Source organism: Rugosimonospora africana (genome assembly GCF_016862975.1).
In the GTDB taxonomy this organism is placed as follows: Bacteria; Actinomycetota; Actinomycetes; order Mycobacteriales; family Micromonosporaceae; genus Rugosimonospora; species Rugosimonospora africana.
The window spans coordinates 14,156-39,999 of record NZ_BONZ01000099.1 but is presented as its reverse complement, the minus strand read 5'-3'; the positions used below and the strand labels follow the sequence as shown (position 1 = coordinate 39,999).

The window sequence follows — 25,844 nt, the reverse complement described above, 5'->3', positions numbered from 1 at the left end:
GGCAGCAGGCTCTGGGAGAAGATGGGGCGCATGATCGCTCTGGAGACCCCCCGCCTCGTTCTGGACCACGTACGCGACGACGACCTCGACGCGCTCACGGCAATGAACTCCGACCCCGAGGTCATGCGGTACATCGGCGACGGTTCCGTGCGCAGCCGGCAGCAGACCGAGGCCGGGCTGGCGGGGGTGCGCCGCGACTGGGCGGAGAAGGGCTACGGCATGTACGCGGTACGCCCGAAGGACACCGGGGAACTCGCCGGATGGGTGACGCTGGCGGTGCCGAACTTCCTGCCCGAGGTGCTGCCCACGGTCGAGATCGGCTGGCGGTTCGCGCGCTCGTTCTGGGGCCGAGGCTTCGCCACCGAGGGCGCCGTCGCCGTACTGCGGTTCGGCTTCGTCGACCGGGGACTGGACCGGATCGTCAGCATCCGGCACGTGGACAACCGGGCGTCGGGGCGGGTGATGGAGAAGATCGGCCTGAGGTTCGACCGCGAGACCGTGGTGCCCGCCCATGGCAACCAGCCGGTCGTGGTGTACGCGCTGACCCGCGAGGAGTATCTTGCCGGGCAGGCGAGCGCCCGTTAGCCTTCGAGAGAAGTCGAAGCGCTTCGACCTAGGAGACCCAACCTAGGAGACCCCAACCTAGGAGACCCCGACCTAGGAGATTTCCGGACCCAGGAGTTCCCCGGTGGCAACCATTGCCGACGTCGCCGCGGCGGCCGGCGTGTCCACGAGCACCGTGTCCTATGTCCTCAGTGGACGCCGGCCGATCTCACCGGCCACCCGGGCCCGGGTCGAGGCGAGCATCGCCGAGCTGGGCTACCGTCCGCACGCCGGCGCCCGGGCGTTGGCCGGCCGGCACACCAACGTGCTGGCCCTGGCCGCGCCGCTGCGCAGTGACATCAACGTCCCGGTCATCATGCAGTTCGTGACGTCGGTCGTCACCGCCGCGCGCTCCTACGACCACGACGTCCTGCTGCTGACCAACGACGAGGGATCCGCCGGTCTGGAACGGGTCGCCGGCAGCGCGATGGTCGACGCCCTCATCGTGATGGACATCGAGAGCGACGACGCGCGCATCCCGGTGCTGCGCCGGCTGCGCCAGCCCGCCGTCCTGATCGGCCTGCCCAACCGGCCGGGCGGGATCTCCTGCGTCGACCTCGACTTCGCGGCGGCCGGCTACACGGCCGTGGCGCACCTCGCCGAGCACGGACACCGGGCGGTCGGGCTGATCGGTCCGCCGCCGGCCGTGTACGAGCGGGGCACAAGCTACGCCACGCGCTTCCTCGCCGGGTTCGTCGACGCGGTCGAGGAATACGGGCTGGCCTCGGCGAGCCACCCGAGCGAGCCGACCTTCGAGGGCGCCCTCGCCTGCCTCAACCGGATCGACGACGAGCTGCCCGGCGTCTCCGCGTTGGTGGTGCACAACGAGGCCGCGCTCTCGCCGTTGCTGGGCATCCTGCGCTCGTCCGGCCGGCGGGTGCCGGAGGACGTGTCGGTCGTGGCCATCTGCCCGGAGGACGTCGCCCTGGGGTTGCCGATCCGGATGACGTCGGTGGACATCCCCGGCCACCAGTTGGGCGCGCTGGCCGTGGAACGGGTGATGAGCCTGCTGCGCGGCGAGCGCGGGGCGGAGACGCGGCTGCTCGCGCCGTCGCTGGCGGAGCGGGACAGTTGCGCCGACGCGGGCACCGGCCCGCGCGCCGGCTGAGCGACAACCGGGAGTCTCCCGGCGCCGAAGGAGAGATCCATCGATGTTGACATGTCGGCTGGTCCTTCCTAGCGTGATACGCAAGCGCTTCGACGATCCCTTCACCGAAGCGCTTCGACGGCCGGTCGACCGCTCCCCCTCCGACGCCGGCCCGTGCGACCAGCTCGTACCCGACAGCTCGCCGAGAATTCGCCGAACGTCCTAGGAGGAGCCAATGTTTCGGGCGAAAGCGGGCGCCGCGTTCGGTGTCCTGCTCATGGCGGCGGCGCTCGGCGTCGCTGCGTGCAGCGGTTCGGACTCCGGTGACTCCAAGACTCTGACCCTGTGGCACTACGAGGGTCCGAACAGCGCCATGGGAATCGCGTGGAACCAGGCCATCAACGACTTCAAGGCCAGCCATCCGGGCGTGACGGTGAAGTTCGAGGAGAAGAGCTTCGAGCAGATCCAGCAGACCGCGAGCCAGATCCTGGGTTCCGACCAGGCGCCCGACGTCATGGAATACAACAAGGGCAACGCGACCGCGGGCCTGCTGTCCAAGCAGGGCCTGCTGACCGACCTCAGCACGCAGGCGCAGCAGCGCGGCTGGGCGGGCAAGCTGTCCCCGAGCCTGCAGACGACCGCACGGTACGACGCCGACGGCATCATGGGCTCCGGCAAGTGGTACGGCGTGCCGAACTACGGCGAGCTGGGCGACCTCGTCTATTACAACAAGGCGATGTTCGACAAGTACCACGTGCGGGTGCCGACCACGCTCGCCGAGTTCGAGACCGCGATGGACACGTTCGTCAAGGCCGGAGTGACTCCGCTGTCGGTCGGCGGCGGAGAATACCCGGCCCAGCAGATCTTCTACGATCTGGCGCTGTCCAAGGCGACCCGGTCCTTCGTCGACGACTTCCAGCTCTACAAGCACAAGGTGGACTTCCACGGCCCGGAGTTCAGCTACGCCGCCGACACCTTCGCCCGCTGGGTCAAGGCCGGCTACATCCCGAAGAACTCGGCCGGCATCAAGGCCGAGGACATGGGTGTCGCCTGGGAGCAGGGCAAGTTCCCGATGGTCATCTCCGGCACCTGGTGGTATGGCCGCTTCGTCAGCGAGGTCAAGAACTTCGAGTGGGGCAGCTTCCTGTTTCCCGGCAACAGCCTGCACCCGGGGTCCAGCGGCAACCTGTGGGTGGTTCCGGCGAAGGCGAAGAACAAGAGCCTGGCATATGACTTCATCGACGCCACGATGAAGCCGGACGTGCAGAACCTGATGGCCAACTCCGGCGGCCTGCCGGTCGCCGCCGAACCGGCGAGCGTCACCGACGAGAAGAACCGGGACCTGATCGCGTTGTTCGACGGCGTGGTGTCGCACGACGGGCTGGCGTTCTATCCGGACTGGCCGGCCCCGGGCTACTACGACACCATGGTCGCCGGCGTCCAGGATCTGATCAACGCGGCCAAGACGCCGGGCCAGGTCCTCGATGAACTGGCGAAACCGTACAACGACAACCTGGCGGACATCGGCAAATGACCGCGACCGCCGTCGGGGGCGGCACCGGGGACACCCGGGCGCTGCCCCCGACCCCTCCCGGCCCGCCGGCCCCCACGCGCCGCCGGTCGGCCCGGCGCCGCGGGTACCTGGTCTTCCTGCTGCCTGGCATCCTGCTGTCGGTCGGCGTCATCGTCGTGCCGCTGGTGATGACGGTCGGGGTCAGCTTCACGCGCTGGACCGGCATCGGCCGTCCACAGTGGATCGGTCTGCGGAACTACTCGCGGCTGGTGCGCGACGAGAATTTCTGGGCCTCGTTCGAGCACATCGCCCTGCTGATCCTCGCGATGGCGGTGCTGCCGACGCTGATCGGCCTGGTACTGGCGGCGGTGCTGTTCGACTACGTGGCGAAGGTGGTCGGCCCCCGTACCGCGAGCCTGCTGCGCGCCGGCCTGTACCTGCCGCAGGTGCTGCCGGTCGCGGTGAGCGGCATCGTCTGGGGCTGGATCCTGCATCCGAGCTACGGAGCGCTCAACTCGATCCTGGACCGGCTGCACCTGCGGGCCCTCGCGGTCAACTGGCTCGGCGACCCGAAGTACGCGCTGTACAGCGTGATGGCCATCATGGTGTGGGTCCAGGTCGGGTACCCGGTGGTCATGTTCATGTCCGGCCTGTCGCGCGTGGACCCGGAGCTGTACGAGGCGGCCGACCTCGACGGCGCGTCGTGGTGGCAGCGGTTCAGCCGGATCGCGGTGCACCTCATCCGGCCGGAGATCTACGTGGTACTGGTCACCACGACCATCGCAGGACTGAAGATCTTCGGTCAGATCTTCGTGCTCACCAGGGGCGGGCCGGGCAACGCCACCCTGGTGCCGTCGTACTTCGCCTACAAGAACTACTTCGAGAAGGCCGCGGTCGGGTACGGATCGGCGATCTCCACGGTACTGACGCTGATCATCGTGCTGCTGACCGTGGTGTTCCTCCGGATCCAGGCACGCGGGCAGCGAATGGACGGTTCGTGATGGCGACGGCGGAGGCGACCCGGGCCACCGGCCGGCATCCGGCCGCACCCGGCGCCAAGGCGACCGGCCGGCGCCGGCAGGGCCGCGGTCCCGCCCGTCACGTGGTGCTGGCCGGGTTGGTGGTCCTGGTCCTGCTGACCGTCGCCCCGCTGCTGGTCGTCGCGCTGAACGCGGTCAAGAGTCCCGCGGACTACGCGGCGCACGGTCCGCTGGGCATGCCGCACTCGGTGTACCTGCGCGGGATCGCCGACTTCTGGAACCGCGTCGACTTCGGGCGCAAGCTGCTCAACAGCTTCCTGGTCAGCGCCGCGGTCGCGGTCGGCGGCGTGATCCTGTCGGTTCTCAACGCGTACGCGCTGGGCATCGGGCGGGTCCGCGGGCGCACCTGGTTCCTGGTCTTCTTCCTGGTCGCCAATCTCCTGCCGCAGGAAGTCCTGGTGTACCCGCTCTACTACGTGTCCAAGAGCCTGCACCTGTACGACACGCTGACCATCGTCATCATCATCTTCATCGTCATCCAGGGATCGTTCGGCACGTACCTGCTCACCTCGGTGTACGCGAGCTTCCCCGGCGAGTTGCTGGACGCGGCGGAGGTCGACGGCGCCGGCCGGTTCCGGGTGCTGTGGCGGATCGTCGTACCGGTCAGCCGGCCCACGCTGTCGGTACTGCTCACGTTCTTCTTCGTGTGGACCTGGAACGAGTTCTTCCTGCCGCTGGTGTTCCTGATCTCCAGCGACCAGCAGACCGTGCCCGTCGCACTCGGCGTGCTGCAGGGCGAACGGATGATGGACGCGACCACTACCAGCGCCTCGGCGCTGCTCGGGATCGTCCCGGCGGTGCTGTTCTTCCTGATCTTCCAGCGCACCCTGACCCGCGGGGTGATGGCCGGCTCGGTCAAGTAGCCGGGTACGGTGAACTGTGTTGATCGTGATCTCCGGTCTGCCGGGCACCGGCAAGACGGCCGTCGCCGCCGGTGTCGCCGCCAGGTTGGGCGCCGTGCACCTGTCGATCGACACGGCCGAGGACGCCATGCTCGGCGCCGGCCTGCCACCGGGCTGGGAGACCGGAGTCGCGGCGTACGAGGTGACCAGGGCCGCCGCCGAGCAGAACCTGGCGCTGGGCCGGGATGTCGTCGTCGACGCCGTCAACGACAGCGAACCGGCCCGGTCGACCTGGCGTCACGCGGCCGAGCGCGCGGCCGTGGCGCTGCGATTCGTCGTGCTCACCTGCTCCGACCGGACGGAACACCGGCGCCGTCTGGAGAGCCGGCGCCGGGGGTTGCGCCACCTGCCGGAGCCGACCTGGGAGAAGGTCGAGTCCCGAGCCGCCGCCTATGAACCGTGGACGGACGATCACGTCCTGATCGACACCTCCGCGCCACTGGAGACGGTCGTCGAGGCGGTATACCGGCGACTGGTGGAGAGCCGCTGACCCACCGCAAGCCGCCGACCCACCGCAAGCCGCCGACCCACCGGAAAGCCGCCGACCCACCGGCCATTCGTCACACCGGTCGGCTTATCGACAGTACCGCCGGAAAATGCGCGCCAGCGGGTCGGAATTACGACGCCGCATCGATCGCTATGGCGCCTCGCCCGACCAATTCACCCACGATCGTTCCCCGGCGGTCCATCGCGGACACGATGATCGACGCGCCGTTACGCCCATTCGACCGACGCCTCCCGGTTGCGCGAACCGAACAATATTGAGGGGAAGAGATGAGGAGGCTCGATGAGCCGGCCCGACGATCCGCATTCCCCCATCACGCCCGCACGCCGCCCGTGGATCTCGATCAGAACCGTCGACGTCATTGTCTTCGCCCTCGGTGGCCTGCCGGCGCTGTTCACCGACGGCAGGGTGCAGCAGTGGGCGGTGGCGGCGTATGTCGTGGCCGTGCTGACCATACTCGTCGTGCGGATGCGGGCCGCGGTCGTACGGCGCCGCCCGGCGACCGAACGGCACCGGCCCGGCCGGCAGTACTTCGTTCCCCACGACCTGCCGCCGACCTCATCGCTATTCGTCGGGCGGGACGCCGAACTCGCCGCCATTCTCGGGCACCTGCGCGGCGAACCGTACGGCGGAGAAGACACCGGAGAATCGCGTCCCCGGCTGATCGTCCTGCACGGCGAGGACGGGATGGGAAAGACCGCACTCGCGGTCAAGGCGGCGCATCTGGCGGCCGAGGTGTTTCCCGACGGGCAATTGTTCGCCCGGATCGGTGCCGGTACCGCCGAAACGGCCGAGCCCGAATCGCCGGGCGACACGGACTCGGCCGCCGCAGACTCAGCCGCCGCGGACTCAGCCGCCACAGACTCAGCCGCCGCGGACTCAGCCGCGGCGGACTCAGCCGCGGCGGACTCAGCCGCCGCGGCCCTGGCCTACTTCGTCTACGCGCTCCAGCCCCGATGGCAACGCCTGCCGTCCGGGTACGACGAGTTGCGGGAGCGGTTCGAGGAGCTGACCGCCGAGCGTGCCGTGCTGTTCATCCTCGACGACGCGAGAGACGCGGAGGTCGTCCGGCGGCTGTTGCCGGCCGGGCCACGGTGTGCCGTGCTGGTCACCGCCGCGACCCCGCTGCCCGGCCTGCCCACCACCGCGCCGAGCATGTCGATCGGTCCGCTGGACGGCGGCGAGTCGCTGACCGTACTGGGGGCGATCGTCGGGCAGCAGCGGATCCGGGAGCAGCGCGAGGCGGCCGACGAGATCGTCCGGGTCACCCAGGGGCACCCGCTGTCGGTCCGCGCCGCCGCGGCGGGCCTGGCCGCCATGCCGCACACCCGGCTCGCCGCCGCGTTGCGCCGGCTGGGCGCGCCACGGTCACCGGAGGAGCAGGCGGGCGCGGCGGCCCTGGACCTCAGCTACGCCCTGCTGAGCGAGCAGGAACGCGCCGCCGTCAGGGCGCTCGGACTGCTGCCGGCGCAGACGTTCACGCCGTGGATGCTCGCCGCGGTGCTCGGCGTCGACGAGCGCGCCGCCACCCGGATCGCGGACCGGCTGGGGTTCGCCGGCTTCGTCAACCGCACCAGCGTCGACTCGGTCGGGGTGCCGGAGTTCGTGGTGCCGGAGGCGGTGTACCGGCTCGCGGAGACGCGGCTGGCCGAGACGACCAGCGCCGAGGAGCGTGCGGCCCTGCGGGAGCGGCTGGGCACCCGGGCCCGCCAGCGCCGCCGGACCGATCCGGCGCGGGCACTGCGCGACGACGTGTTCGGGGCGCTGGAGGCCGGGGCGCTGCGAAGTGCCACCGAAGAGGCCCGCCGGGCGGTCGCGGTGGCCCGGGAGATGGGCGACCGGCGGGCCGAGGGGCTGGCGCTGGCCGCGTTCGCGGAGGTACGGGCGGAGCTGGGCAACTTCGAAGCGGCCGACGACCTCGCCCGGGCGGCGCTCGCACCGGCCGTGGTCAGCGCGGCCGCGGCGGCCCGGGCGCACCGGTGCCTCGGCCGGCTGTACCGCCGGGCTCACCAGACCGAGTTGGCCCAGGACGAGCTGAACCGGGCGTACCAGGAGGCCACCGGCGACCCGGCCGAGCAGCTCCAGGCGCTGCGCGAGCTGGCGGTGGCGCAGGCTCAGCGCACCGTGTCGGTACCGGCCGCCGTGGCGACCCTGCGAACCGCCACCGAGCTGTACGAGCGGCATCCCGAGCTGGGCGAGCGGTACCGCGCCGGACTGTCCTGGGCTGCCAGCGTGGTGTCCGAGGCCGAGGGCCGCTACCCGGAGAGCAGGCTGGCGATCGACGCCGGGCTGGAATCGGCGCGCCGGCACGGGCAGCAGCTCTGGCTCGCCTGGCTCACCTACCGGGCGGCCGGCCTCGAACTCACCAGGGCGGTGAACTTCGAGGAGGTACGCAAGCACGGGAACGAGGCCATCCGCCTCTTCTCGGACCTGAACCACCGGTACGGCAAGGCGCACTGCCGGCTGGTGATCGGGCACGCGTACCTGTTGGAGCACGGCGTTGACGAGGCGGTCACGATGCTCGAAGAGGCACTGGAGAACTTCATCAACTGCGGCGACCGGTGGGCCGAGGCGGAGGCGTGTCACCTGCTGGGGCTCGCCCGCCAGTCGGACAACCCGACGCCGGAGGCGGGGCGGCTGCTGCGTACCGCCTTCCGCATCTTCGCTGACCTCGGCGACGCCGACAAGGCCGGGGAGGTACACGAGCGGCTGGCCCGGCTGGCGGCCCCGGACGGGCACGGGAGCTGACCGTGGCACTCCGGCAGGCACGCATCGTGTTCGGCGGCATGTGCGTCTCCGTCGTCACGCTCATCACCACGACCTGGCCCGATCACTGGCCGGCCTGGCCCCGACTGGCCTCGGCCGTGGTACTCGCCTTCCTCGGGGTGATCGTGATCGAGCTGGAGCGCCGCGAGGAGCGGGGCACCCGGCGCCGGCCGGCCTCGGTACCGTCCGGCAATGCCGCCGCGTCGACCGCGACCGCACCCGGCACGGCGCCCACCGGCACGACACTCACACCCACCGCACCTGCACCCACCGTCACCGCGCCGCGGGCCGGCATCCGGCGGTGGGGCGCCCTCGGGAAGCCCGTGATGGACTCCGCCGACCCGGTCACGGCACCCGCCAGCTGGGTCACGCCGATGCGGCCGGAGGTGGCCGAGCCGCTGCCGGCGAAGGAGGGCTTCCGGGGCCGGGAGGCCGAACTGGACGGCCTGCTGCGCCAGCACCGTGCGGCACGGGCGGCGGCGGGAACCCGGGCCGAGGCCGGAGGATGGCCGGTCCTGCTGCTCATCCACGGCAAGCCGGGGGTGGGCAAGAGCGCCCTCGCCCAGGAATTGGCCCGCAGGCTGGCCGGGGAGTACCCGGACGGCCAGCTGTACGTCAACCTGGGCAACGCGGGCGACGCGCTGTCCTCCGGGGAGATCCTCAAGATCTTCCTGGACGCGCTGAAGTGGCCCGGCGCGATGCCGGAGCGGGCCGAGGACCGGGTCCGCATCTTCCGTACGCTGACCGCCGACCGGCGGCTGCTGTTCATCCTGGACGCCGCACGCGACCACCGGCAGGTGCTGGACGTGCTGCCCAACGAGTCGCTGTGCGCGGCGATCGTGACCAGCCGCCGCGACCTGGGGCCGAATCTCGGCATCGGATCCCGGCGGCTGGACGTGCCGGACGCCGACGACGCCCTGGAGATCCTCCAGGCGGCGGCGCGCAGCCAGGAACACTCCACGCCGTCCACCGTCGAAATCATCGAGTCGTGCGGGCGGCTGCCGCTGGCCATCCAGTCGGCCGGCGAGCGGGTCTCCCAGGAGCGCTCCGACCTGGTCAGCGTCGCCACCCTGCTGCGCGAGGAGGACACCCGGCTGGAGCGGCTGACCCGGCTCGGGCGCAACGTCGAGGAGGGGTTCGCCACCGAGTACCAGCAACTCGACCCGGTGGAGCAGCGCGCCCTGCGGCTGCTCGGGCTGGTCGAGTCGGACACCTTCGTCCCGTGGGTGCTGTGCCCGCTGATGCGCGTACCGCTGGAAGAGGCCGAAGACCTGACCGACCGGCTGTACCGCGCGCAGTTCATCGACTACGTGTCCGCCGACCCGGTCACGGACCTGGTCCGGTACCGGCTGAACACGCTGGTGAAGCTGTTCGCGAGGACCCGGTCGGACCAGGAGGACCCGGACGACGAACGGGCCGCCGCGGTCAACCGGCTGGACATCGCGTACCAGAGCGTCATCTGCGAGGTACTGGCGATCCTGGAGCCGGACTTCACCCCGCCCACCCGGGACACCGGAGCCGACCAGGCGATCGCCGGGCCACGGCTGGCCGCGCTGATCGCCCAGCACCCGGACACCTGGATCCGGGCCGAGTACGCGAACGTGGCGCACAGCTTCCGCAAGGCGTACTCGGCCGGCGAGTGGGGCGTGTGCTGGCGGATCGCCCGCCGGCTGCACTCGCTCGTACCGGCCGGGGTACCGGCCAGCGAGATGATGGCGCTGTTCGACCTCGCGGTGCTGGCCGCCGAGCGGGACGGCAGCGTGCTGGGCGGCATCGACGTGCGCATCGCCAAAGGCAGCTGCCTGGTCGCCGTCGAGCACTACCGGGAGGCGTTCGCCGTCCTGACCACCGCGCTGGAACTGACCGACCGGATCTCGCCGCGCAGCGGCCCGGGTCGCGATCCGGCGGTGTTGAGGCGGGGCACCGTCTACCTCAAGCGTGGCGAGGCGTACCTCCAGATGCGCCGGCCGAAGGAGGCGGAGACCGAGTTCCAGCTCGCGAAGGCGATGTTCCGCGCCGAGCGCCGTACCCGCGAGCTGGCGCTGCTCCGGCTGCTCGTCGCGCTCAACTCCGACATCGACCTGGACGAGCCGCACGACGAGCTGACCCGTCACCTCGGCGAGGAGCACCGGTTCTGGGTCTGGCTCCAGCACTTCGAGGAGCGCCGGCGCCGCCACGACTGGGCGGAGGCGCTGGACAACCTCGACCTCGCGGAGCGGTGCTGCGACGGCGACGCGCGGCGGCACGCCAACGTGCTGTACCGGCGCGCCCGGCTCTACCTGGAGCACTGGCGGTACCACGCGAGCACGGACGGCGCGCACACCGGCAACGGGTACGTGGACCGGCTGGCCACGAAGGCGATCCACCGCGCGACGGAGGCGATGGTCGCGCTCAGCTGGATGGGCAACGTGGCCGGCGACATCCGGGCGAGGTGCCTGCTGGTGCGCGCGCTGACCGCGGCCGGGCTGCTCCGGGCCGCCAACGCCCAGCTGCACCTGGTCGAGCGGGAGCTGGCGCACCCGGACCTCGCCGAGTCCCCGGCCCGCCTGCCGCTGCGCGCCCGGGCCCGGTGGGCACGCGGCGAGCTGCGCCGGGCCAACGGGGAATCCGAGCACGACCGTGACCTGTGGGAGGCGCGGCGCATCTTCACCGAGATCGGGGACGGCCGCTCGCAGCGGTCGATCGACCGACTGCTGGGCATCGTCGGGCAGGAGACCTGGACCGACCCGTACGACCGGCACGACGAGTAGGCCGAGTCGCCGCCAGCGGCGCGCTAGCGGCGGCCGATCAGTTCGGCGTACAGGTCGAGGTGGTCGGAGACCATGCGTTCGGTGCTGAACCGGCTGACGGCGACCTCCCGGCAGGCGGCGCGGTCCAGGGTGCCGGCCTCGGCCAGGGCGGCGGCGAGTGCGGGAACGTCCTCGCGCAGGTACCCGGTGACGCCGTCGTCGATGATTTCGGTCGCCGAGCCGGCCGGGGTGGCGACCACCGGGGTACCGGCCGCCAGCGCCTCGATCATGACCAGCCCGAACGGTTCCGGCCACTGCATCGGGTTCAGCAGCGCGCACGCGCCACCCAGCAACTCGTACTTCTCACCGGTGTTCAACTCGCCGAGGTACTCGATGTCGGACGAAAGCAACGGGGACACCGCGCACTCGAAATACTCGCGCTCCCCCTTGTCCTGCATCTTGGCGGCGATGCGTAGCGGAATCCCGGCCTCCCGGGCGACCATCGCCGCCTCGCGCACGCCCTTGCTCGGGTTCATCCGCCCGAGGAAACACGCATAGCCGCCGGTGCCGTCGCCGACCGGTACCGAGTCGACGTCAATGCCGTGATGGATGACCCGCGCGATGCGCACATTGGTGGCCGTGGACGCCTGATGATGGGAGATCGCCACCAGCGCGACGTCCTCGGCCATGGCCTGATAGATGTCGCGCAGCTGAGCGCGGAACGGGCCGTGGTTGGTGGTGACGACCGGCAGGCCGGCCGGGCGGCGGCGGTACAGCGGCCCGCACAGCGTGTGGTCATGCACCAGGTCCATGTCCGGCATGGCGTTGTACGCGCGCACGACGTGCCCGAGCTCGACCTCGCTGAGTCCCATCCCGTCGACGTCCGCCGGTGGTGAGTCCGGGATGATCGGTGCCGGGCACGCGCTGTCTCCGGGAGCGGCGAGAAGCACCTCGTGTCCGGCCGCGACGAATCCCCGGGCCAGCCGGTCGACGACGCCCTCGATGCCGCCGTACGCGGGCGGCGGCAGCGGCGTCCACGGTGTCGAGATGAGTCCGATCCGCACGACTGCCCCCGTTCCGGCGAACTCCGTCGAGGTCAGTCAACCATCATCCGGCGGCCCGACACCCGCGTTTGCGAGCATGACGCCCGGTTGCCGGAACACCGCCCAAAGGAAACCGGCCGGAACCGGACGCCGGCGCGTTCGGTGCGCCGGGGACGGCTAGTTCGCAATCGTCGCGCCAAGGGCCTTACGACCAGGCGATTTTCCGGTACGCGGACGCTCTGGAAGCCCGCTTCATTCACGGCAGTCACCGGCCTTTACGATAGGTGACCGCCAGCCGTACCCGATAAGCATGGATTGTTGAAAACCGTAATGGTACGGTCCCGTCCGGGAATCACAATCCCCCGGAGACGTAGGAGGACCAACCGATCTGGTTGCTTTTCTGAGGTTGCCGCGACAGCCCGTACCCACCGCCGTCGTACGGCCGGTCGCCTAGCTGAGCACCTGTCACTAGCTGAGCACCTGGCAACAGCACAGGACCCGCCGCCGGCCGCGAGGAACACGACACGCGAGCCCGCGGCCCCGACGCGAGAGATCGAGGAGCCGTGGCTAGAGGAGCCTTCAGCCAGCCTTCTGTCCAGGCTAGGAACACCCCGGCCAGCCGCCCCGGCGCGCCCCGGCTGTGGGTGATCGCACTCGGCGTCGCCGCCGCTCTCGTGCTCGTGGGCGCGGGGTTGACTTTCACCGGCGCCGGCAGGACGGTCATCTCCGCCGTGTACCACTTCCTGGAGTTCTACTCCGGCGTCTTCTCTCTGGTGTCGCTGTCCATCGCGGTGATGGTGGGTCTGGCCGCGACCGACCGCATCGTGTTGCTGGTCCGGCACAGGGTGCTACTCCAGGCGGTACACCGTGCGACCGCGTCGACCGCCATGATCTTCCTCTGCGTCCACATCTTCACGAAGATCGTCGAGAGCCACGCCAGCGTCATCGACGTGGTGGTGCCGTTCGTGGCGTCGCACAAGGTGTTCTACATCGGGCTGGGCACGATCGCCAGCTACCTGATGTTCCTGGTGACCTGGACGGGCATCATCCGCGGCCGGTTCGCCGGCAGCGCACACCCCGGGCTGTGGCGGGCGGTGCACGCCTCGGCGTACCTGTCCTGGATCGTCGCGCTGTTCCACGGCCTGAACGCCGGCCGGCACGCGAAGACCTGGGTGACCGTCAGCTACGTGGTCTGCGTGCTGCTGGTCGTCCTCGCTTCGCTGGTGCGCCTGTCGGTGTCCTGGGGCCGGCGGATGCGCTCTCCCAAGGCGCAGACCACCGGCACCATCAAGGCCATCGGCAAGCCGGTCAACCCGCGGCTTGAGCCAGCGCTCAGCACGGTCGCCCGCACCCTGGACGACGACCCGTTCACCCGGCGTACGACCGACGACGACCCGTTCGCCCGGCGCCCGGTCGACGACGACCCGTTCGCCCGCCGGGTTCTCGACGGCGACTCGACCGCCGGACGGCGCGAGCGCGACGGCGACGACCCGTTCGCCCGGCGGATCCTGGACGACGACGCGGCTGCGGCCGGACGGCGCGACCGCGACGACTCGTCCGGGCGGCACGACGTGTCCGCGGGACGCCCGGGCCGTGGCGGGCGCCGCTCGGAGCTGGACGAGCCGCTGCCCACCGGCGAGCCCGGAGTGGAGTGGTACGACGAGGCGGGCAACCACTCGTTCGCGGCGGGCCCGGTGTTCTCCAGCCGGAGCGAGCGGGCCCGCGCCTCGCGGGGCAGCCATTCGGCTCCGGATGACGACGACGCGCCGCTGACCGGGCAGCCCGTGCCCCGGCTCTCCTACCTCGACGACGTGGGCGCGAGCCGGATGACTCCGGACGTGAGCTACCGGGCGCCCGAGGAGGAGCCGGCGTTCCCGGAGAGCGCGTACGAGGACGGCGAGGGCGAGAGGCGCCGCTCGGGTACCGGTTCCTTCCGGCAGGTACGGGCGCGGGACAGCTGGGATCGCGACAGTTGGGGCGACTTCGGCACGGAGCTGGAGGATCGCGGACGGGAAGGCTGGGACCGGGACGTACCCGACGGGTCAGGACCCGACCGGGATGAACCGGGCGGCCGGCGCCGCGCCGGCACCCGGAGCTCCGCCGACAGCCGGGGTTCCGACGGGCGTGGCTCCGACGGACGTGGCTCCGACATTCGGGGCTCTGCTGACGGCCGTGACTCTGCTGACGGCCGTGACTCCGACAGTCGTGGCTCCGACAGCCGAGGTTCTGCTGACGGCTGGGGCTCTGACAGCCGCGGCTACGAGGAGGCCGGCAACCAGCGCGGGTACGCCGGCGGCCGGCGGGCCGAGAGCGACTACCCGACCGGCGGGTTTCTCGACACCCGGTCGGAGCCGGAGCGGCCGGCGCGCCGCCCCCGCACCCCGGTCGACGACCTGCTGGCCCCCGAGCCGGCGGCCGAGCCGCCGAAGCGCCGCCGCCGCTCGCTGGCCGAGCTTCCCGCCGCACCCGCCGAACCGATCGAGGCGCCGGGCCCCGCGAAGCCGGCCGAGGACATCTCCGACGAGGAGTTCTGGGCGCACATGCGAGGTGATGTACTGCGGTGACCAGCTCCGCTGTCGCTCTGAGCACCGCGGTCCCGGGCGTACCGGCCGTTCTGCGCGCCGGCCCGGCGCGGTTGACCGCCGGCTTCGACCAGTACCGCCGCCTCGACCTGCGCGCGCACCAGTCCGTGCACGGCCCGATGCGTCCGCTGTCGATCGACGAGCTGATCCAGCTCGCCGAGCAGATCCACCTTCTCGGCCGGGGTGGCGCCGGCTTCCCGTTCGCCCGCAAGGTCCAGGCGGTCGTCGAGTCCGCGCGGCGCCGGCTCGCCGAGACGGTCGTCGTGGTCAACGCGACCGAGGGCGAACCGGCCAGCTGGAAGGACAAGGTGCTGCTCACCCGGGCGCCGCACCTCATCCTGGACGGCGCCGCGATCGCGGCGCGGGCGCTGCAGGCCAGCGAGATCGTGCTCGGTGTGGCCGACGACGGGATCGGCGGCGAGTCGCTGATGCGCGCGCTGGCCGAGCGGCGGATGCCGGCGCCCACCCGGATCGTCACGATGCCCCACCGGTTCATCTCCGGCGAGGGCGGCGCGCTCGTGCGCGGCATCAACGGCGAGATCCCGATCCCGCCCGGCCGCAAGCAGCGGGCCAGCGACAACGGCGTGAACGGGCTGCCCACCCTGCTGTCCAACGCGGAGACGTACTCGCAGCTCGCGGTCGCCGCCCGGCTCGGACCCCGGGGGTACGGGGCGACGGGGACCGACCGCGAGCCGGGCACGGTACTGCTGTCGGTCGGCGGCTCGGCGAAATACCCCGCGGTGGTCGAGGCGGCCGTGGGCGTGCCGCTGATGGCCGTGCTGGACATGTGCGACGCCGAGGTCGGGCCCGGCGTGCTGATGGGCGGGTTCCACGGCAAGTGGATCGGGCCGGAAGCGGCCGAGCGGGCGGAGATCTCGCGCACGAGCCTGGAATCGGTGGGCGGCACGCTCGGCGCCGGGATCATCCTGCCGCTGGGGCCCGGCACCTGCCCGCTGGCCGAGGTCACCCGGGTCACGCACTACCTCGCCGGGCAGTCGGCCGGTCAGTGCGGGCCGTGCCGGCTCGGGCTGCCCGACGTCGCCCGCGCGGTGGCCTCGCTGGCCGACGGCAGCGGTGGCAGCGGGTCGGTCGACGCGATCCGCGCCGCGGCCGGCGCGGTACGGGGACGTGGCGCGTGCAGCCACCCGGACGGCACTGCGCGGTTCGCGCTGTCCGCGCTGGAGACGTTCGCCGACGATGTCTCCGCGCACATCCTGCACGACGGGTGCGGGCTGCCGACGAAGAACGTCCTGCCGCTGCCGGCCGGTGAGGCGGCGACCGGCTCCCGGCTGGCGGTGGACTGGGCCCGCTGCGACGGCCACGGCCTGTGCGCGCACATCGTGCCGGAGCTGATCCGGCTGGATGGCAACGGGTACCCGTCGTTCCCGGACACGCCGGTCCCGGCGTGGCTGGAGAGCGAGGCCCGCAAGGCCGTCAACATGTGCCCGGCGCTGGCGCTGCGGCTGTCCGACGGCACCAAGAAGCCCAACCGCAAGAAGTCCCGGCGCTGACACGAGTGAACTCCCCGAACATCCTGCTCATCTGTGTCGACCAGTGGCGCGGCGACTGCCTGTCCATCGACGGCCACCCCGTGGTGCGCACCCCGTACCTGGACAGGCTCGCCTCCCGGGGTGCCCGGTTCCGGCACGCGTACTCGGCCACGCCGACCTGCATCCCGGCGCGTACCGCCCTGATGACCGGCCTGAGCCAGCAGACCCACCACAGGGTCGGGTACCTCGACGGGGTGCCTTTCGAGCACCAGGTGACGCTGCCGGCGGTGCTGCGCGGGGCCGGGTACCAGACGCAGGCGATCGGCAAGCTGCACGTGTACCCGGAGCGCGCCCGCATCGGCTTCGACAACGTGATCCTGCACGACGGGTACCTGCACCAGGCCCGGCGACGCTCGCGGCCGTTCGAGGAGATCGACGACTACCTGCCCTGGCTGCGGTCGCGGGCGACGGAGTCCACCGTCGCCGACTACGCCGACCACGGGATCGGGTGCAACTCGGTGCCGGCCCGGCCGTGGCCCCGCGCCGAGGCGCTGCACCCGACGAACTGGACGGTGACCGAGGCCATCTCCTGGCTGTACCGGCGCGACCCGACCGCACCGTTCTTCCTGTACCTGTCGTTCCACCGGCCGCACCCGCCGTACGATCCACCGTCCTGGGCGTTCGAGACGTACCTCGACACGCCGCCGTACCGGCCGGTGGTGGGCGACTGGTGGCAGGAGTACGCGGAGCACCGCGACGACCACAACCCGGAGGCGCTGGTCGCGCGGATGGACCAGCGGACGCTGCACCGCGCCCGGGCCGGCTACTACGGCCACATGACCCACATCGACCAGCAGATCAACCGGTTCCTGGAGGCGCTGGCCGAGTTCGGGCTGGCGAAGGACACCTACCTGGCGTTCGTGTCCGACCACGGCGAGATGCTCGGCGAGCACAACCTGTTCCGCAAGGGCTTCCCGTATGAGGGTTCGGCGCGCATCCCGTTCCTGCTGCACGGTCCGGCGTCGTCCGGCATCGCCGCCGGTACGGTCCGGGACGAGGTCGTCGAGCTGCGCGACGTCATGCCGACGCTGCTCGACTGCGCCGGGGTGCCGGTGCCGGACGGCGTCGAGGGACGCAGCGTCCTGCCGCTGGCCCGCGGCGGTGACGGGGTCCTGCAGCTGCCCCGCGGCGGTGACCGCGGTGACGGTGGTGAGTGGCGCCGGTGGCTGCACGGCGAGCACACGCTGCTGGGCCAGTCGCTGCAGTTCGTGACGGACGGGCGGACCAAGTACGTGTGGCTGTCCGGCACCGGGCACGAGCAGCTGTTCGATCTGGACGGGGATCCCGGCGAGACGGTGAACCTGGCCGGCGCTCCGGCACACGCCGGGACGCTGGAGACCTGGCGCGCCCGGCTGATCGACGCGCTGTCCGGCCGCCCCGAGGGGTACGTGCGGGACGGCGCGCTGGTACCCGGCCGCGAGCCGGTGCTCTCCATCGCCTGACTGTTCATGTCACCGTGGCTCCGCGTACGCCCGTCGCCCCTAAGGTCGGTCGCGACATTGCCTTATGCGGAGGTACGCATGTCTCTTGGCGACCTGACTCGGCGCAATCTCCTTCTCGCCGGCGGAGCCGTTGCCGCGGGCGCGGCCGTGAACCTGCTGCCCGGCGTCGCGTTCGGCGCGCCGGCAGGCGGCACGTCCCAGCAGACCAAGACGGTGACCGGGACCTTCACGCCCAGCATCTCGGACTGGTACTACCTGCCGGTCGAGGTGCCGAAGGGGGTCAACCAGATCGACGTCTCCTACTCCTACGACAAGCCGGCGGTACCCGCGGGCGTACGCGGCAACGCGTGCGACATCGGGATGTTCGGACCGGAAGGCATCCAGCTCGGCAACCAGCGCGGGTTCCGCGGCTGGTCGGGCGGTTTCCGGACCAGCTTCTCGATCAGCGCCTCCCAGGCCACCCCGGGCTACATCCCGGGCCCGATCACGCCGGGTACCTGGCACGTGATCCTCGGGCCGTACACGGTCGCCCCACAGGGCCTGAACTACCAGGTGCAGATCACGCTCACCTTCGGCCCGGAGGGCCAGCCGTTCAAGCCGCACCCGGCACCGGCCACGGCGTCGGCGAAGCAGCGCGGCAAGGCGTGGTACCGCGGCGACTGCCACCTGCACACTGTGCACTCCGACGGCCAGCGCACGCCGCAGCAGCTCGTCACCGACGCGCGGGGCGCGGGCCTGGACTTCATCGTCTCCACGGACCACAACACGTCCAGCTCGCAGCTTCAGTGGGGCGACGAGGCGACCGACGACCTGCTGATCCTCAACGGCGAGGAGGTCACCACCCGCTCCGGGCACTGGCCGGCCATCGGACTGCCGGCGGGCACCTGGATCGACTGGCGGTACCGCGCCTCCGACTCGAAGGACTTCCAGCACTTCGTCGACCAGGTACACAAGGCGGGCGGCCTGGTGACCGCGGCGCACCCGTTCGCGAACTGCTTCGGGTGCACGTACGAGTTCGCGTACGAGATCGCCGACCTCGTGGAGATCTGGAACGGTCCGTGGACCGAGGACGACCAGGCCACCGTCGACCACTGGGACGGGTTGCTACGCAGCGGCAAGTGGATCCCGGCGATCGGTGACTCGGACGCGCACAACCCGAACCAGATCGTCGCGCTGCCGCACACCGTGGTGCTGGCCGACAGCCTGCGCCAGAAGGATCTGCTCGCCGGGCTGAAGGCGGGCCGCTCCTGGCTGGCGGAGTCGTCTGCGGTGCAACTGTCGTTCTCGGTCTCGGACGGCGGCAAGTCGGCGGGCATCGGTGAGCGGCTGGCCTCCGACATCGGTACGCCGGTGACGGTGACCGCGCAGGTCGGCGGGGTACCGGGTACGACGGTGTCGATCCTGGACCAGTTGGGCCCGGAGCACAGCGAGACGGTGCCGGACTCGGGTACCGCGACGGTGACCTGGACGACGTACCCGCGCTACAGCCGCTGGGTACGGCTCGAGGTGCGGCGCCCCTCCGGCGGCCCCAACACCACGACACCGAACGCCATGGTGGCGATGACGAACCCCATCTTCGTCGGCAAGTCGTGAGGTCTCTGTTCGTGCCGGGCGGCGTCCGCGTTCCGGGCGCCGCCCGGTGCCTTCATCCGGCGAGAGCGCGCACTCAGGGCCGGAATCGGTACCCCATGCCCGGCTCGGTGATCAGGTGCCGGGGCCGGGCCGGGTCGTCTTCGAGCTTGCGGCGCAGCTGGGCCATGTACTGCCGCAGGTACTGGGTCTCGCCCAGGTACGTCGGCCCCCACACGTCGTGCAGCAACTGCCGCTGGCTGATCAGCTTGCCGGGGCTGCGCACGAGCACGTCGAGCAGCTGCCACTCGGTGCGGGTCAGGTGCACGGTGTGGCTCGGGTCCTCGGTCAGGTAGGCGCTCAGGTCGGTCAGGTCCACCGTGTAGCGGCCGATGCGGATGTCCGGCGTCGCGTCCGGCGAGGTCTTGCGGCGGGTGACCGCCCGGATGCGGGCCAGCAGCTCGTCGACGCTGAACGGCTTGGTGACGTAGTCGTCGGCCCCCGCGTCCAGCGCGTCGACCTTGTCGCGGCTGTCGGTCCGGCCGGACAGCACCACGATCGGTACCGGGGTCCACGCGCGCAGGCTGCGGATGATCTGCGTACCGTCGATGTCCGGCAGGCCGAGGTCCAGGACGACGAGGTCGGGATGGTCGGTACGGGCAGCGTGTAGCGCGGCCGTACCGTCGGCGGCGGTGAGTACGTCGTACTGGCGGGCGGTCAGGTTGATGCGCAGTGCCCGCAGGATCTGCGGCTCATCGTCGACGATGAGGATCCGGGTCATGTTCTGGTTGCCTCCCCACCGCTGTGGGTGTTCGCGTCGGTCGGCTGCGCGGGTACGGGACTGGGGTCGAGCGGTCGTGTCCCGGGCAGCCGAAGGGTCATGGTCAGTCCGCCACCGGGCGTGGTGTCGGGTTCGAGGGTGCCGTTCATCGCTTCGGCCAGGCCGCGGGACAGCGCCAGGCCGAGGCCGACGCCGGTGTCGTTGTCCCGGTCGCCCAGGCGCTGGAACGGCAGGAACACCCGCTCCCGGTCGGCGACCGGGATTCCCGGGCCGTGGTCGATGACCCGTACCTCGACGTACCCGGCGTGCTCGCTCGCGGTGACCATCGGCGGCCGCCCTGGCGGGCTGTGCCGGAGGGCGTTGGACAGCACGTTGGCCAGGATGCGTTCGAGCAGAGCCGGGTCCACGTTGATCTCGGCGAGCTCGTCCGGGACCTGGATCCGCACGTCCCGCCCGGGCGTGCCGAGCTGGTCGACCGCCTTCGCGACCGCCTCGCCGGCGCTCATCGGCTGCGGGGACATGCCCAGCACGCCGGCCTGGAGCCGGCTCATGTCCAGCAGGTTCTCCACCAGCCGTACCAGCCGGTCGAGCGATTCGTCGGCGGTGGCCAGGAGTTCGTCCCGGTCGTGTTCGTCGAACACCACGTCGTGGCTGCGCAGGCTGGTGATGGCGGCCTTGGCGGAGGCCAGCGGGGTGCGCAGGTCGTGGCTGACCGCGGACAGCAGCGCGGTGCGCAGCTTGTCGGCCTCGGCCAGGGTGCTGGCGGTGGCGGCCTGTTCGGCCAGCCGTTCCTGACGCAGCGCGACGGCGGCCTGGGCGGCGAACGCCTCGACCACGCGCCGGTCGGCGGCGGCCAGCGGCCCGCCGCGCAACGCGAGGGTCAGGTCGGGGTCGATCGGGATGTCGACCTCACCGTCGGTCGGCGTCAGGCACGGCTTGTCGCCGACCGACGCGGTCAGCCGCCACACCGCCGGGTCGTGCCGCTCCTGCGGGCCGGGCGGCGCGTCGGGCCGCCGTTCCAGCAGGCTGACACCGGTCAGGCCGAACGCCTCGCGGAGCTGGTCGAGCACCGCCGGCAGCGGCCGGGAGCCGCGCAGGACGCTGCCCGCCAGGGTGGACAGCGTCAGGGCTTCGGCGCGGGCGCTGGCCGCCTCGCGGGTGCGCCGGGCGGCGGCGTCGACGGTGGCGCTGACCGCCACCGCGACGGCGAGGAAGACGAACAGCGCGAGGATGTTCTCCCACTCGTCGATCGTCCACAGGTGGATCGGTGGGACGAAGTAGTAGTTGAGCAGCAGGAAGCCGCCCACCGCGGCGCACAGGGCCGGGAACAGGCCACCGACCAGCGCCACCACCACGACCCAGGCGAGGTACAGCAGGATGTCGCTGGGCAGCGACACGTCCGCGCGGACCTGGGTGAGCAGCGCCGTCAACGCCGGCAGGCCGAGAGCGGCCAGCGCGAAGCCGGTGCCCCGGCGCCCCCAGCTCAAAGCGTTTGCCGGAGCCACCCGGCCGCGACCCCGCTTGACCTCCTCGTGACTGACCAGGTGCACGTCGATCGTGCCGGACCCGGCGGTGGTGGTGACACCGACGCCGGGCGAGAAGATCTGGGCGAGCCGGCCGCGGCGGCTGGCGCCGAGGACCAGCTGGGTGGCGTTGACGCCACGGGCGAAGTCCAGCAGCGCGGTCGGGATGTCGCTGCCGATCACCTGGTGGTAGGTGCCGCCGAGGTCCTCGACCAGGGTGCGTTGCCGGGCCAGGTTCGCCGGATCGCCGCTGCCGGTGAGGCCGTCGCTCGGGGTGACGTGTACGGCGACCAGGCCGGCACCCTTGGTGCGGTCGGCGATCCGCGCGGCCCGGCGGATCAGGGTGTCGCCCTCGGGGCCACCGGTCAGCGCGACCACCACCCGTTCCCGGGTCTCCCAGGTGGCGGAAATGTGGTGTTCGGCGCGGTACCGGTCGAGTTGTTCGTCGACCTTGTCGGCGACCCAGAGCAGCGCCAGTTCCCGCAGGGCGGTCAGGTTCCCCGCCCGGAAGTAGTTGCCCAGCGCGGCGTCGATCTTCTCGGGTGCGTAGATGTTGCCGTGCGCCATCCGGCGGCGCAGCGCGTCCGGCGCCATGTCGACCAGTTCGATCTGCTCGGCCCGGCGGACGATCTCGTCGGGTACGGTCTCCCGCTGCGGTACGCCGGTGATCTCCTGTACGACGTCGTTGATCGACTCCAGGTGCTGGATGTTGACGGTGGTGATGACCGTCATCCCGGCGTCGAGCAGTTCCTGGATGTCCTGCCAGCGCTTGGCGTTGCGGGCGCCGGGAACGTTCGTGTGCGGCAGTTCGTCGACGAGGACCACTTCGGCCTTGCGCGCCAGTACGGCGTCGATGTCCATTTCGGTGAACGCCGAGCCCCGGTACGCGATGGTCCGGCGGGGCACGACCTCCAGGTCGCCGAGCATCGCCTCGGTGTGCCGCCGGCCGTGGCACTCGACGTACCCGACGACCACGTCGGTCCCCCGCTCCCGGCGGCGGTGTCCCTCCTCGAGCATCTTGTAGGTCTTACCGACGCCGGGGGCGGCACCGAGGTAGACGCGTAGCTGTCCTCGCGACATGGGTCTCCCTTCCGTGTGCCGCCCCGGCGGCGGTCATTCAGTTCTGGTGGTACGGGTACTGCTTGTCCAGCGCCAGGTTGACCTGCAGCACGTTGACGGCCGGCTCGCCCATGAAGCCCAGCGCCCGCCCGGTGGTGTACTGGCTGACGATCTTCTTGACGTTGTCCACCGAGGTGCCCCGCTCCCGGGCGACCCGGGATGCCTGCAGGTCCGCGTACGCGACGCTGATCTGCGGGTCGAGGCCGGAGCCGCTGGCGGTCACCGCGTCCGAGGGCACGGCGGGGTGGTCCGGCGCGTCGCCCCGGATCGGGGTGACGACACCCTTGGAGTAGTCGTCGCCGAACGTGGCGCACTCCACCTTGACGCCCTTGTACTCGCTGATGAACGGTGTGGCCGGGCACTCCTGGTTGAGGCTGACCACCCGGGTCACCGGGCCGGTCGAGCCGTCCCGGTAGAACACCGCCAGTACCGCGCCGACCCCGTCGCTGGTGCAGAACGGCCGGGAGCCGTCCACACCCTCCAGCTGGCCGACCGCCAGGCTGCGCGAGCAGACCTGAGTCAGCAGGCTCGGGGTGCCGGTGTCGTCCTTGTTCGCCGGGTCCGGCAGCGTGTCCACCACGGACTCCGGGCCCAGGTTCGAGGCGCTGGTGGACGTCGGGTCGTACCCGTCGCCGGCCGCCGAGGGACGGGACTGGAAGTACTGCACCAGAGGGTTGCCGTCCTTGTCGGTGAACGACTGGCCGATCAGGCTGCTGCCGACCGTGGTGTCGCCGGCCTTCACCATCGAGCCGTCCGCGTTGTGCTTCAGGCCCGGAATCTGCGCGACTCCGGTGATGACCAGTGGGTAGACGATGCCGAGCACCACGGTGAGCACGAGCAGAGCCCGCAGCGCGGCCAGGTGTTGGGAAATCCAGGAAGGTAGACGCATCACGAGATCCCAGGGATGGACATGATAATGAGGTCAATGATCTTGATGCCGATGAACGGCGCGATGATGCCACCGATGCCGTAGATCCACAGGTTCCGGCGCAGCATCGCGGACGCGGTGCTCGGCCGGTACCGCACGCCACGCAGAGCCAGCGGGATCAGCGCCACGATGATGATGGCGTTGAAGATGACCGCGGACAGGATCGCCGAGGTCGGGCTGTGCAGCCGCATGATGTTCAGCGTGTCCAGGCCGGGGTAGATCGCCGCGAACATGGCCGGGATGATCGCGAAGTACTTCGCGATGTCGTTGGCGATGGAGAACGTCGTCAACGCACCCCGGGTGATCAGCAACTGCTTGCCGATCTCCACGATCTCGATCAGCTTCGTCGGGTCGGAGTCCAGGTCGACCATGTTGCCGGCCTCTTTCGCCGCCGACGTACCGGTGTTCATCGCCACCCCGACATCGGCCTGGGCAAGAGCCGGAGCGTCGTTGGTACCGTCGCCGGTCATCGCGACCAGCTTCCCGCCCTCCTGCTCCTTCTTGATCAGAGCCATCTTGTCTTCGGGCTTGGCCTCGGCGAGGAAGTCGTCCACACCGGCCTCCTCGGCGATCGCCCGCGCGGTCAACGGGTTGTCACCCGTGATCATCACGGTCCGGATACCCATCCGGCGCATCTCGTCGAAGCGCTCGCGCATGCCCTGCTTGACGACGTCCTTGAGGTGGATGACGCCCAGCGCGCGGGCCGGCTGCCCTTCGACCCACTCGGCCACCACCAGCGGGGTGCCGCCGGAGGCGGAGATGCCGTCGACGATCGGCCCGACCTCGTCGCTCGGGTGGCCGCCGTTGTCCCGTACCCACTTCATGACCGCGGCCGCCGCGCCCTTGCGGACGGAACGCAACCGGACGCCTTCGGCTGAGCCGTCTGAGCCTCCGCGAGCTTCGGCGATGTCCACGCCGGACATCCGGGTCTGCGCGGTGAACGGCACCCAGGTGGCCTGGGTCAGTTCGCCCGCGGTGCGTTCGCGCAGCCCGTACTCGGCCTTGGCGAACACCACCACCGAGCGCCCCTCCGGAGTCTCGTCGGCGAGGCTGGACAGTTGCGCCGCGTCGGCCAGTTCGGTCGGGGTGACGCCCTCCACCGGCACGAACTCGCTCGCCTGCCGGTTGCCCAGGGTGATCGTGCCGGTCTTGTCCAGCAGCAGCGTGTTCACGTCGCCGGCCGCCTCGACGGCCCGGCCGCTCATCGCGAGCACGTTGCGCTGCACCAGCCGGTCCATGCCGGCGATGCCGATCGCCGACAGCAGCGCCCCGATCGTGGTCGGGATCAGACACACCACCAGCGACACCAACACGATGCCGGTGACACCGTGCGAGTCCAGCGCCTGGGTGTCCGGCGCGAACGCCTGTACCCCCTTGGAGAAGATCGCCAGCGGCTGGAGGGTCGCGACGGCCAGCAGGAAGATGATCGTGAGCGCGGCCAGCAGGATGTTCAGCGCGATCTCGTTCGGCGTCTTCTGCCGGTTGGCACCCTCGACCAGCGCGATCATCCGGTCGATGAAACTCTCCCCCGGCTTCTGGGTGATCCTCACGACGATCCGGTCGGACAGCACCTTGGTACCGCCGGTCACCGCCGACCGGTCACCGCCGGACTCCCGGATGACCGGAGCCGACTCGCCGGTGATCGCCGACTCGTCGACGCTCGCGATGCCCTCGACCACGTCACCATCGCCCGGGATGGTCTGTCCCGCCTCGACGACGACGAAGTCGTTCTGCTGCAACTGCGGCGCCGGTACCTGCTCCTCGCGGAGCGTTGTCGCGCCCGGCTTCCAGTCGACCAGCCGGCGGGCGACCGTGTCGGTCTTCGCCCGGCGCAGTGCGTCGGCCTGCGCCTTGCCCCGGCCCTCGGCGACCGCCTCGGCCAGGTTGGCGAACAGGACTGTGAGCCACAGCCAGATCGCGATCAGCCAGGAGAACACGGTCGAGTGACCGATCGCCAGGATGGTGGTGAAGACCGAACCGATCTCCACGATGAACATGACCGGGTTGCGCCACAGGGTGAACGGATTCAGCTTGCGGACCGCGTCCGGGGTGGATTTCAAGAGTTGTCTGGGGTCCAGCAGACCGCCGCCGACCCGGCGCGGCCCGCTGCCCGACGGTTGCTTGACCGCCGGAGCCTTCCCCATTGTGCTGGTGACAGCCAT

Annotated in this window: 17 protein-coding genes; 12 read left to right on the top strand and 5 right to left on the bottom strand. The window is 71.0% G+C overall.

Translation table 11 applies throughout. The features are described from left to right. From Raf01_RS43170 to Raf01_RS43135, 8 genes are all read left to right on the top strand, one after another. Positions 1 to 585: GNAT family N-acetyltransferase (locus Raf01_RS43170; protein ID WP_308442701.1), on the top strand; the 585-nt coding region annotated here is incomplete at its 5' end. A 103-nt stretch (positions 586 to 688) separates the two neighbouring features. Further along, entirely contained in the window at positions 689 to 1,711 is a 1,023-nt protein-coding gene (locus Raf01_RS43165; protein ID WP_203923946.1) for a LacI family DNA-binding transcriptional regulator, read from the top strand. Positions 1,712 to 1,925: 214 nt separating this feature from the next. Continuing rightward, entirely contained in the window at positions 1,926 to 3,224 is a 1,299-nt protein-coding gene (locus Raf01_RS43160) for an extracellular solute-binding protein (protein WP_203923945.1), read from the top strand. After that, positions 3,221 to 4,204: a carbohydrate ABC transporter permease gene (locus Raf01_RS43155; protein WP_203923944.1), complete on the top strand. Its 984-nt coding sequence runs from the start codon at positions 3,221 to 3,223 to the stop codon at positions 4,202 to 4,204. Before Raf01_RS43160 ends, Raf01_RS43155 begins: the two co-directional genes overlap by 4 nt. Next, entirely contained in the window at positions 4,204 to 5,106 is a 903-nt protein-coding gene (locus Raf01_RS43150) for a carbohydrate ABC transporter permease (RefSeq protein ID WP_203923949.1), read from the top strand. Before Raf01_RS43155 ends, Raf01_RS43150 begins: the two co-directional genes overlap by 1 nt. A gap of 25 nt (positions 5,107 to 5,131) precedes the next feature. Beyond that, positions 5,132 to 5,635, top strand: a complete 504-nt coding sequence (locus Raf01_RS43145; RefSeq protein WP_203923943.1) for a P-loop nucleotide/nucleoside kinase family protein — start codon at positions 5,132 to 5,134, stop codon at positions 5,633 to 5,635. 297 nt (positions 5,636 to 5,932) lie between these two features. Further along, positions 5,933 to 8,398 carry an AAA family ATPase gene (locus Raf01_RS43140; protein WP_203923942.1) on the top strand — a complete coding sequence of 822 codons (2,466 nt, stop codon included), beginning with the start codon at positions 5,933 to 5,935 and terminating at the stop codon, positions 8,396 to 8,398. Between the two features lie 2 nt (positions 8,399 to 8,400). Continuing rightward, complete coding sequence (locus tag Raf01_RS43135; RefSeq protein WP_203923941.1) at positions 8,401 to 11,166, top strand: NACHT domain-containing protein; 2,766 nt, start codon at positions 8,401 to 8,403, stop codon at positions 11,164 to 11,166. Between the two features lie 23 nt (positions 11,167 to 11,189). Here Raf01_RS43135 and Raf01_RS43130 read toward each other — a convergent pair whose 3' ends face one another. After that, positions 11,190 to 12,209, bottom strand: a complete 1,020-nt coding sequence (locus Raf01_RS43130) for a glycosyltransferase family 4 protein (protein WP_203923940.1) — start codon at positions 12,207 to 12,209, stop codon at positions 11,190 to 11,192. A gap of 542 nt (positions 12,210 to 12,751) precedes the next feature. Between Raf01_RS43130 and Raf01_RS43125 the strand changes: the two genes are divergently transcribed. From Raf01_RS43125 to Raf01_RS43110, 4 genes are all read left to right on the top strand, one after another. Next, positions 12,752 to 14,752 (top strand): hypothetical protein, encoded by a 2,001-nt coding sequence (locus Raf01_RS43125; RefSeq protein WP_203923939.1) that lies wholly within the window; start codon positions 12,752 to 12,754, stop codon positions 14,750 to 14,752. Between the two features lie 137 nt (positions 14,753 to 14,889). After that, the gene (locus Raf01_RS43120; protein WP_203923948.1) at positions 14,890 to 16,281 is read left to right on the top strand and encodes an NADH-quinone oxidoreductase subunit NuoF family protein; all 1,392 of its coding nucleotides are present in this window, start codon (positions 14,890 to 14,892) and stop codon (positions 16,279 to 16,281) included. Positions 16,282 to 16,286: 5 nt separating this feature from the next. Beyond that, positions 16,287 to 17,762, top strand: a complete 1,476-nt coding sequence (locus Raf01_RS43115) for an arylsulfatase (protein WP_203923938.1) — start codon at positions 16,287 to 16,289, stop codon at positions 17,760 to 17,762. A 78-nt stretch (positions 17,763 to 17,840) separates the two neighbouring features. Beyond that, a complete protein-coding gene (locus Raf01_RS43110; protein WP_203923937.1) occupies positions 17,841 to 19,355 on the top strand; it encodes a CehA/McbA family metallohydrolase in 1,515 nt (504 codons plus the stop codon). Between the two features lie 73 nt (positions 19,356 to 19,428). On the opposite strand, the gene Raf01_RS43105 is transcribed toward Raf01_RS43110, so the two are convergent. The 4 genes from Raf01_RS43105 to kdpB are packed head-to-tail and all read right to left on the bottom strand — an operon-like array spanning position 19,429 to position 25,844. Beyond that, on the bottom strand, positions 19,429 to 20,112 hold the full coding sequence (locus Raf01_RS43105; protein ID WP_203923936.1) for a response regulator: 684 nt from the start codon (positions 20,110 to 20,112) through the stop codon (positions 19,429 to 19,431). After that, positions 20,109 to 22,715, bottom strand: coding sequence for a sensor histidine kinase (locus Raf01_RS43100; protein WP_203923935.1), 2,607 nt, complete (start codon positions 22,713 to 22,715; stop codon positions 20,109 to 20,111). Before Raf01_RS43100 ends, Raf01_RS43105 begins: the two co-directional genes overlap by 4 nt. Positions 22,716 to 22,752: 37 nt before the next feature. Next, the gene (locus Raf01_RS43095; RefSeq protein ID WP_203923934.1) at positions 22,753 to 23,643 is read right to left on the bottom strand and encodes a potassium-transporting ATPase subunit C; all 891 of its coding nucleotides are present in this window, start codon (positions 23,641 to 23,643) and stop codon (positions 22,753 to 22,755) included. Beyond that, positions 23,643 to 25,844 carry a potassium-transporting ATPase subunit KdpB gene (gene kdpB / locus Raf01_RS43090; protein WP_444544554.1) on the bottom strand — a complete coding sequence of 734 codons (2,202 nt, stop codon included), beginning with the start codon at positions 25,842 to 25,844 and terminating at the stop codon, positions 23,643 to 23,645. The genes Raf01_RS43095 and kdpB overlap by 1 nt, the downstream gene beginning before the upstream one ends.

Excerpts from the sequence above, each read along its gene's own strand:
- Raf01_RS43160 (WP_203923945.1), top strand. The coding sequence starts at position 1,926 with ATGTTTCGGGCGAAAGCGGGCGCCGCGTTCGGTGTCCTGCTCATGGCG.
- Raf01_RS43155 (WP_203923944.1), top strand. The coding sequence starts at position 3,221 with ATGACCGCGACCGCCGTCGGGGGCGGCACCGGGGACACCCGGGCGCTG.
- Raf01_RS43150 (WP_203923949.1), top strand. The coding sequence starts at position 4,204 with ATGGCGACGGCGGAGGCGACCCGGGCCACCGGCCGGCATCCGGCCGCA.
- Raf01_RS43140 (WP_203923942.1), top strand. The coding sequence starts at position 5,933 with ATGAGCCGGCCCGACGATCCGCATTCCCCCATCACGCCCGCACGCCGC.
- Raf01_RS43120 (WP_203923948.1), top strand. The coding sequence starts at position 14,890 with ATGCGTCCGCTGTCGATCGACGAGCTGATCCAGCTCGCCGAGCAGATC.
- Raf01_RS43110 (WP_203923937.1), top strand. The coding sequence starts at position 17,841 with ATGTCTCTTGGCGACCTGACTCGGCGCAATCTCCTTCTCGCCGGCGGA.
- Raf01_RS43105 (WP_203923936.1), bottom strand. The coding sequence starts at position 20,112 with ATGACCCGGATCCTCATCGTCGACGATGAGCCGCAGATCCTGCGGGCA.
- Raf01_RS43100 (WP_203923935.1), bottom strand. The coding sequence starts at position 22,715 with ATGTCGCGAGGACAGCTACGCGTCTACCTCGGTGCCGCCCCCGGCGTC.
- Raf01_RS43095 (WP_203923934.1), bottom strand. The coding sequence starts at position 23,643 with ATGCGTCTACCTTCCTGGATTTCCCAACACCTGGCCGCGCTGCGGGCT.
- kdpB (WP_444544554.1), bottom strand. The coding sequence starts at position 25,844 with ATGGCTGTCACCAGCACAATGGGGAAGGCTCCGGCGGTCAAGCAACCG.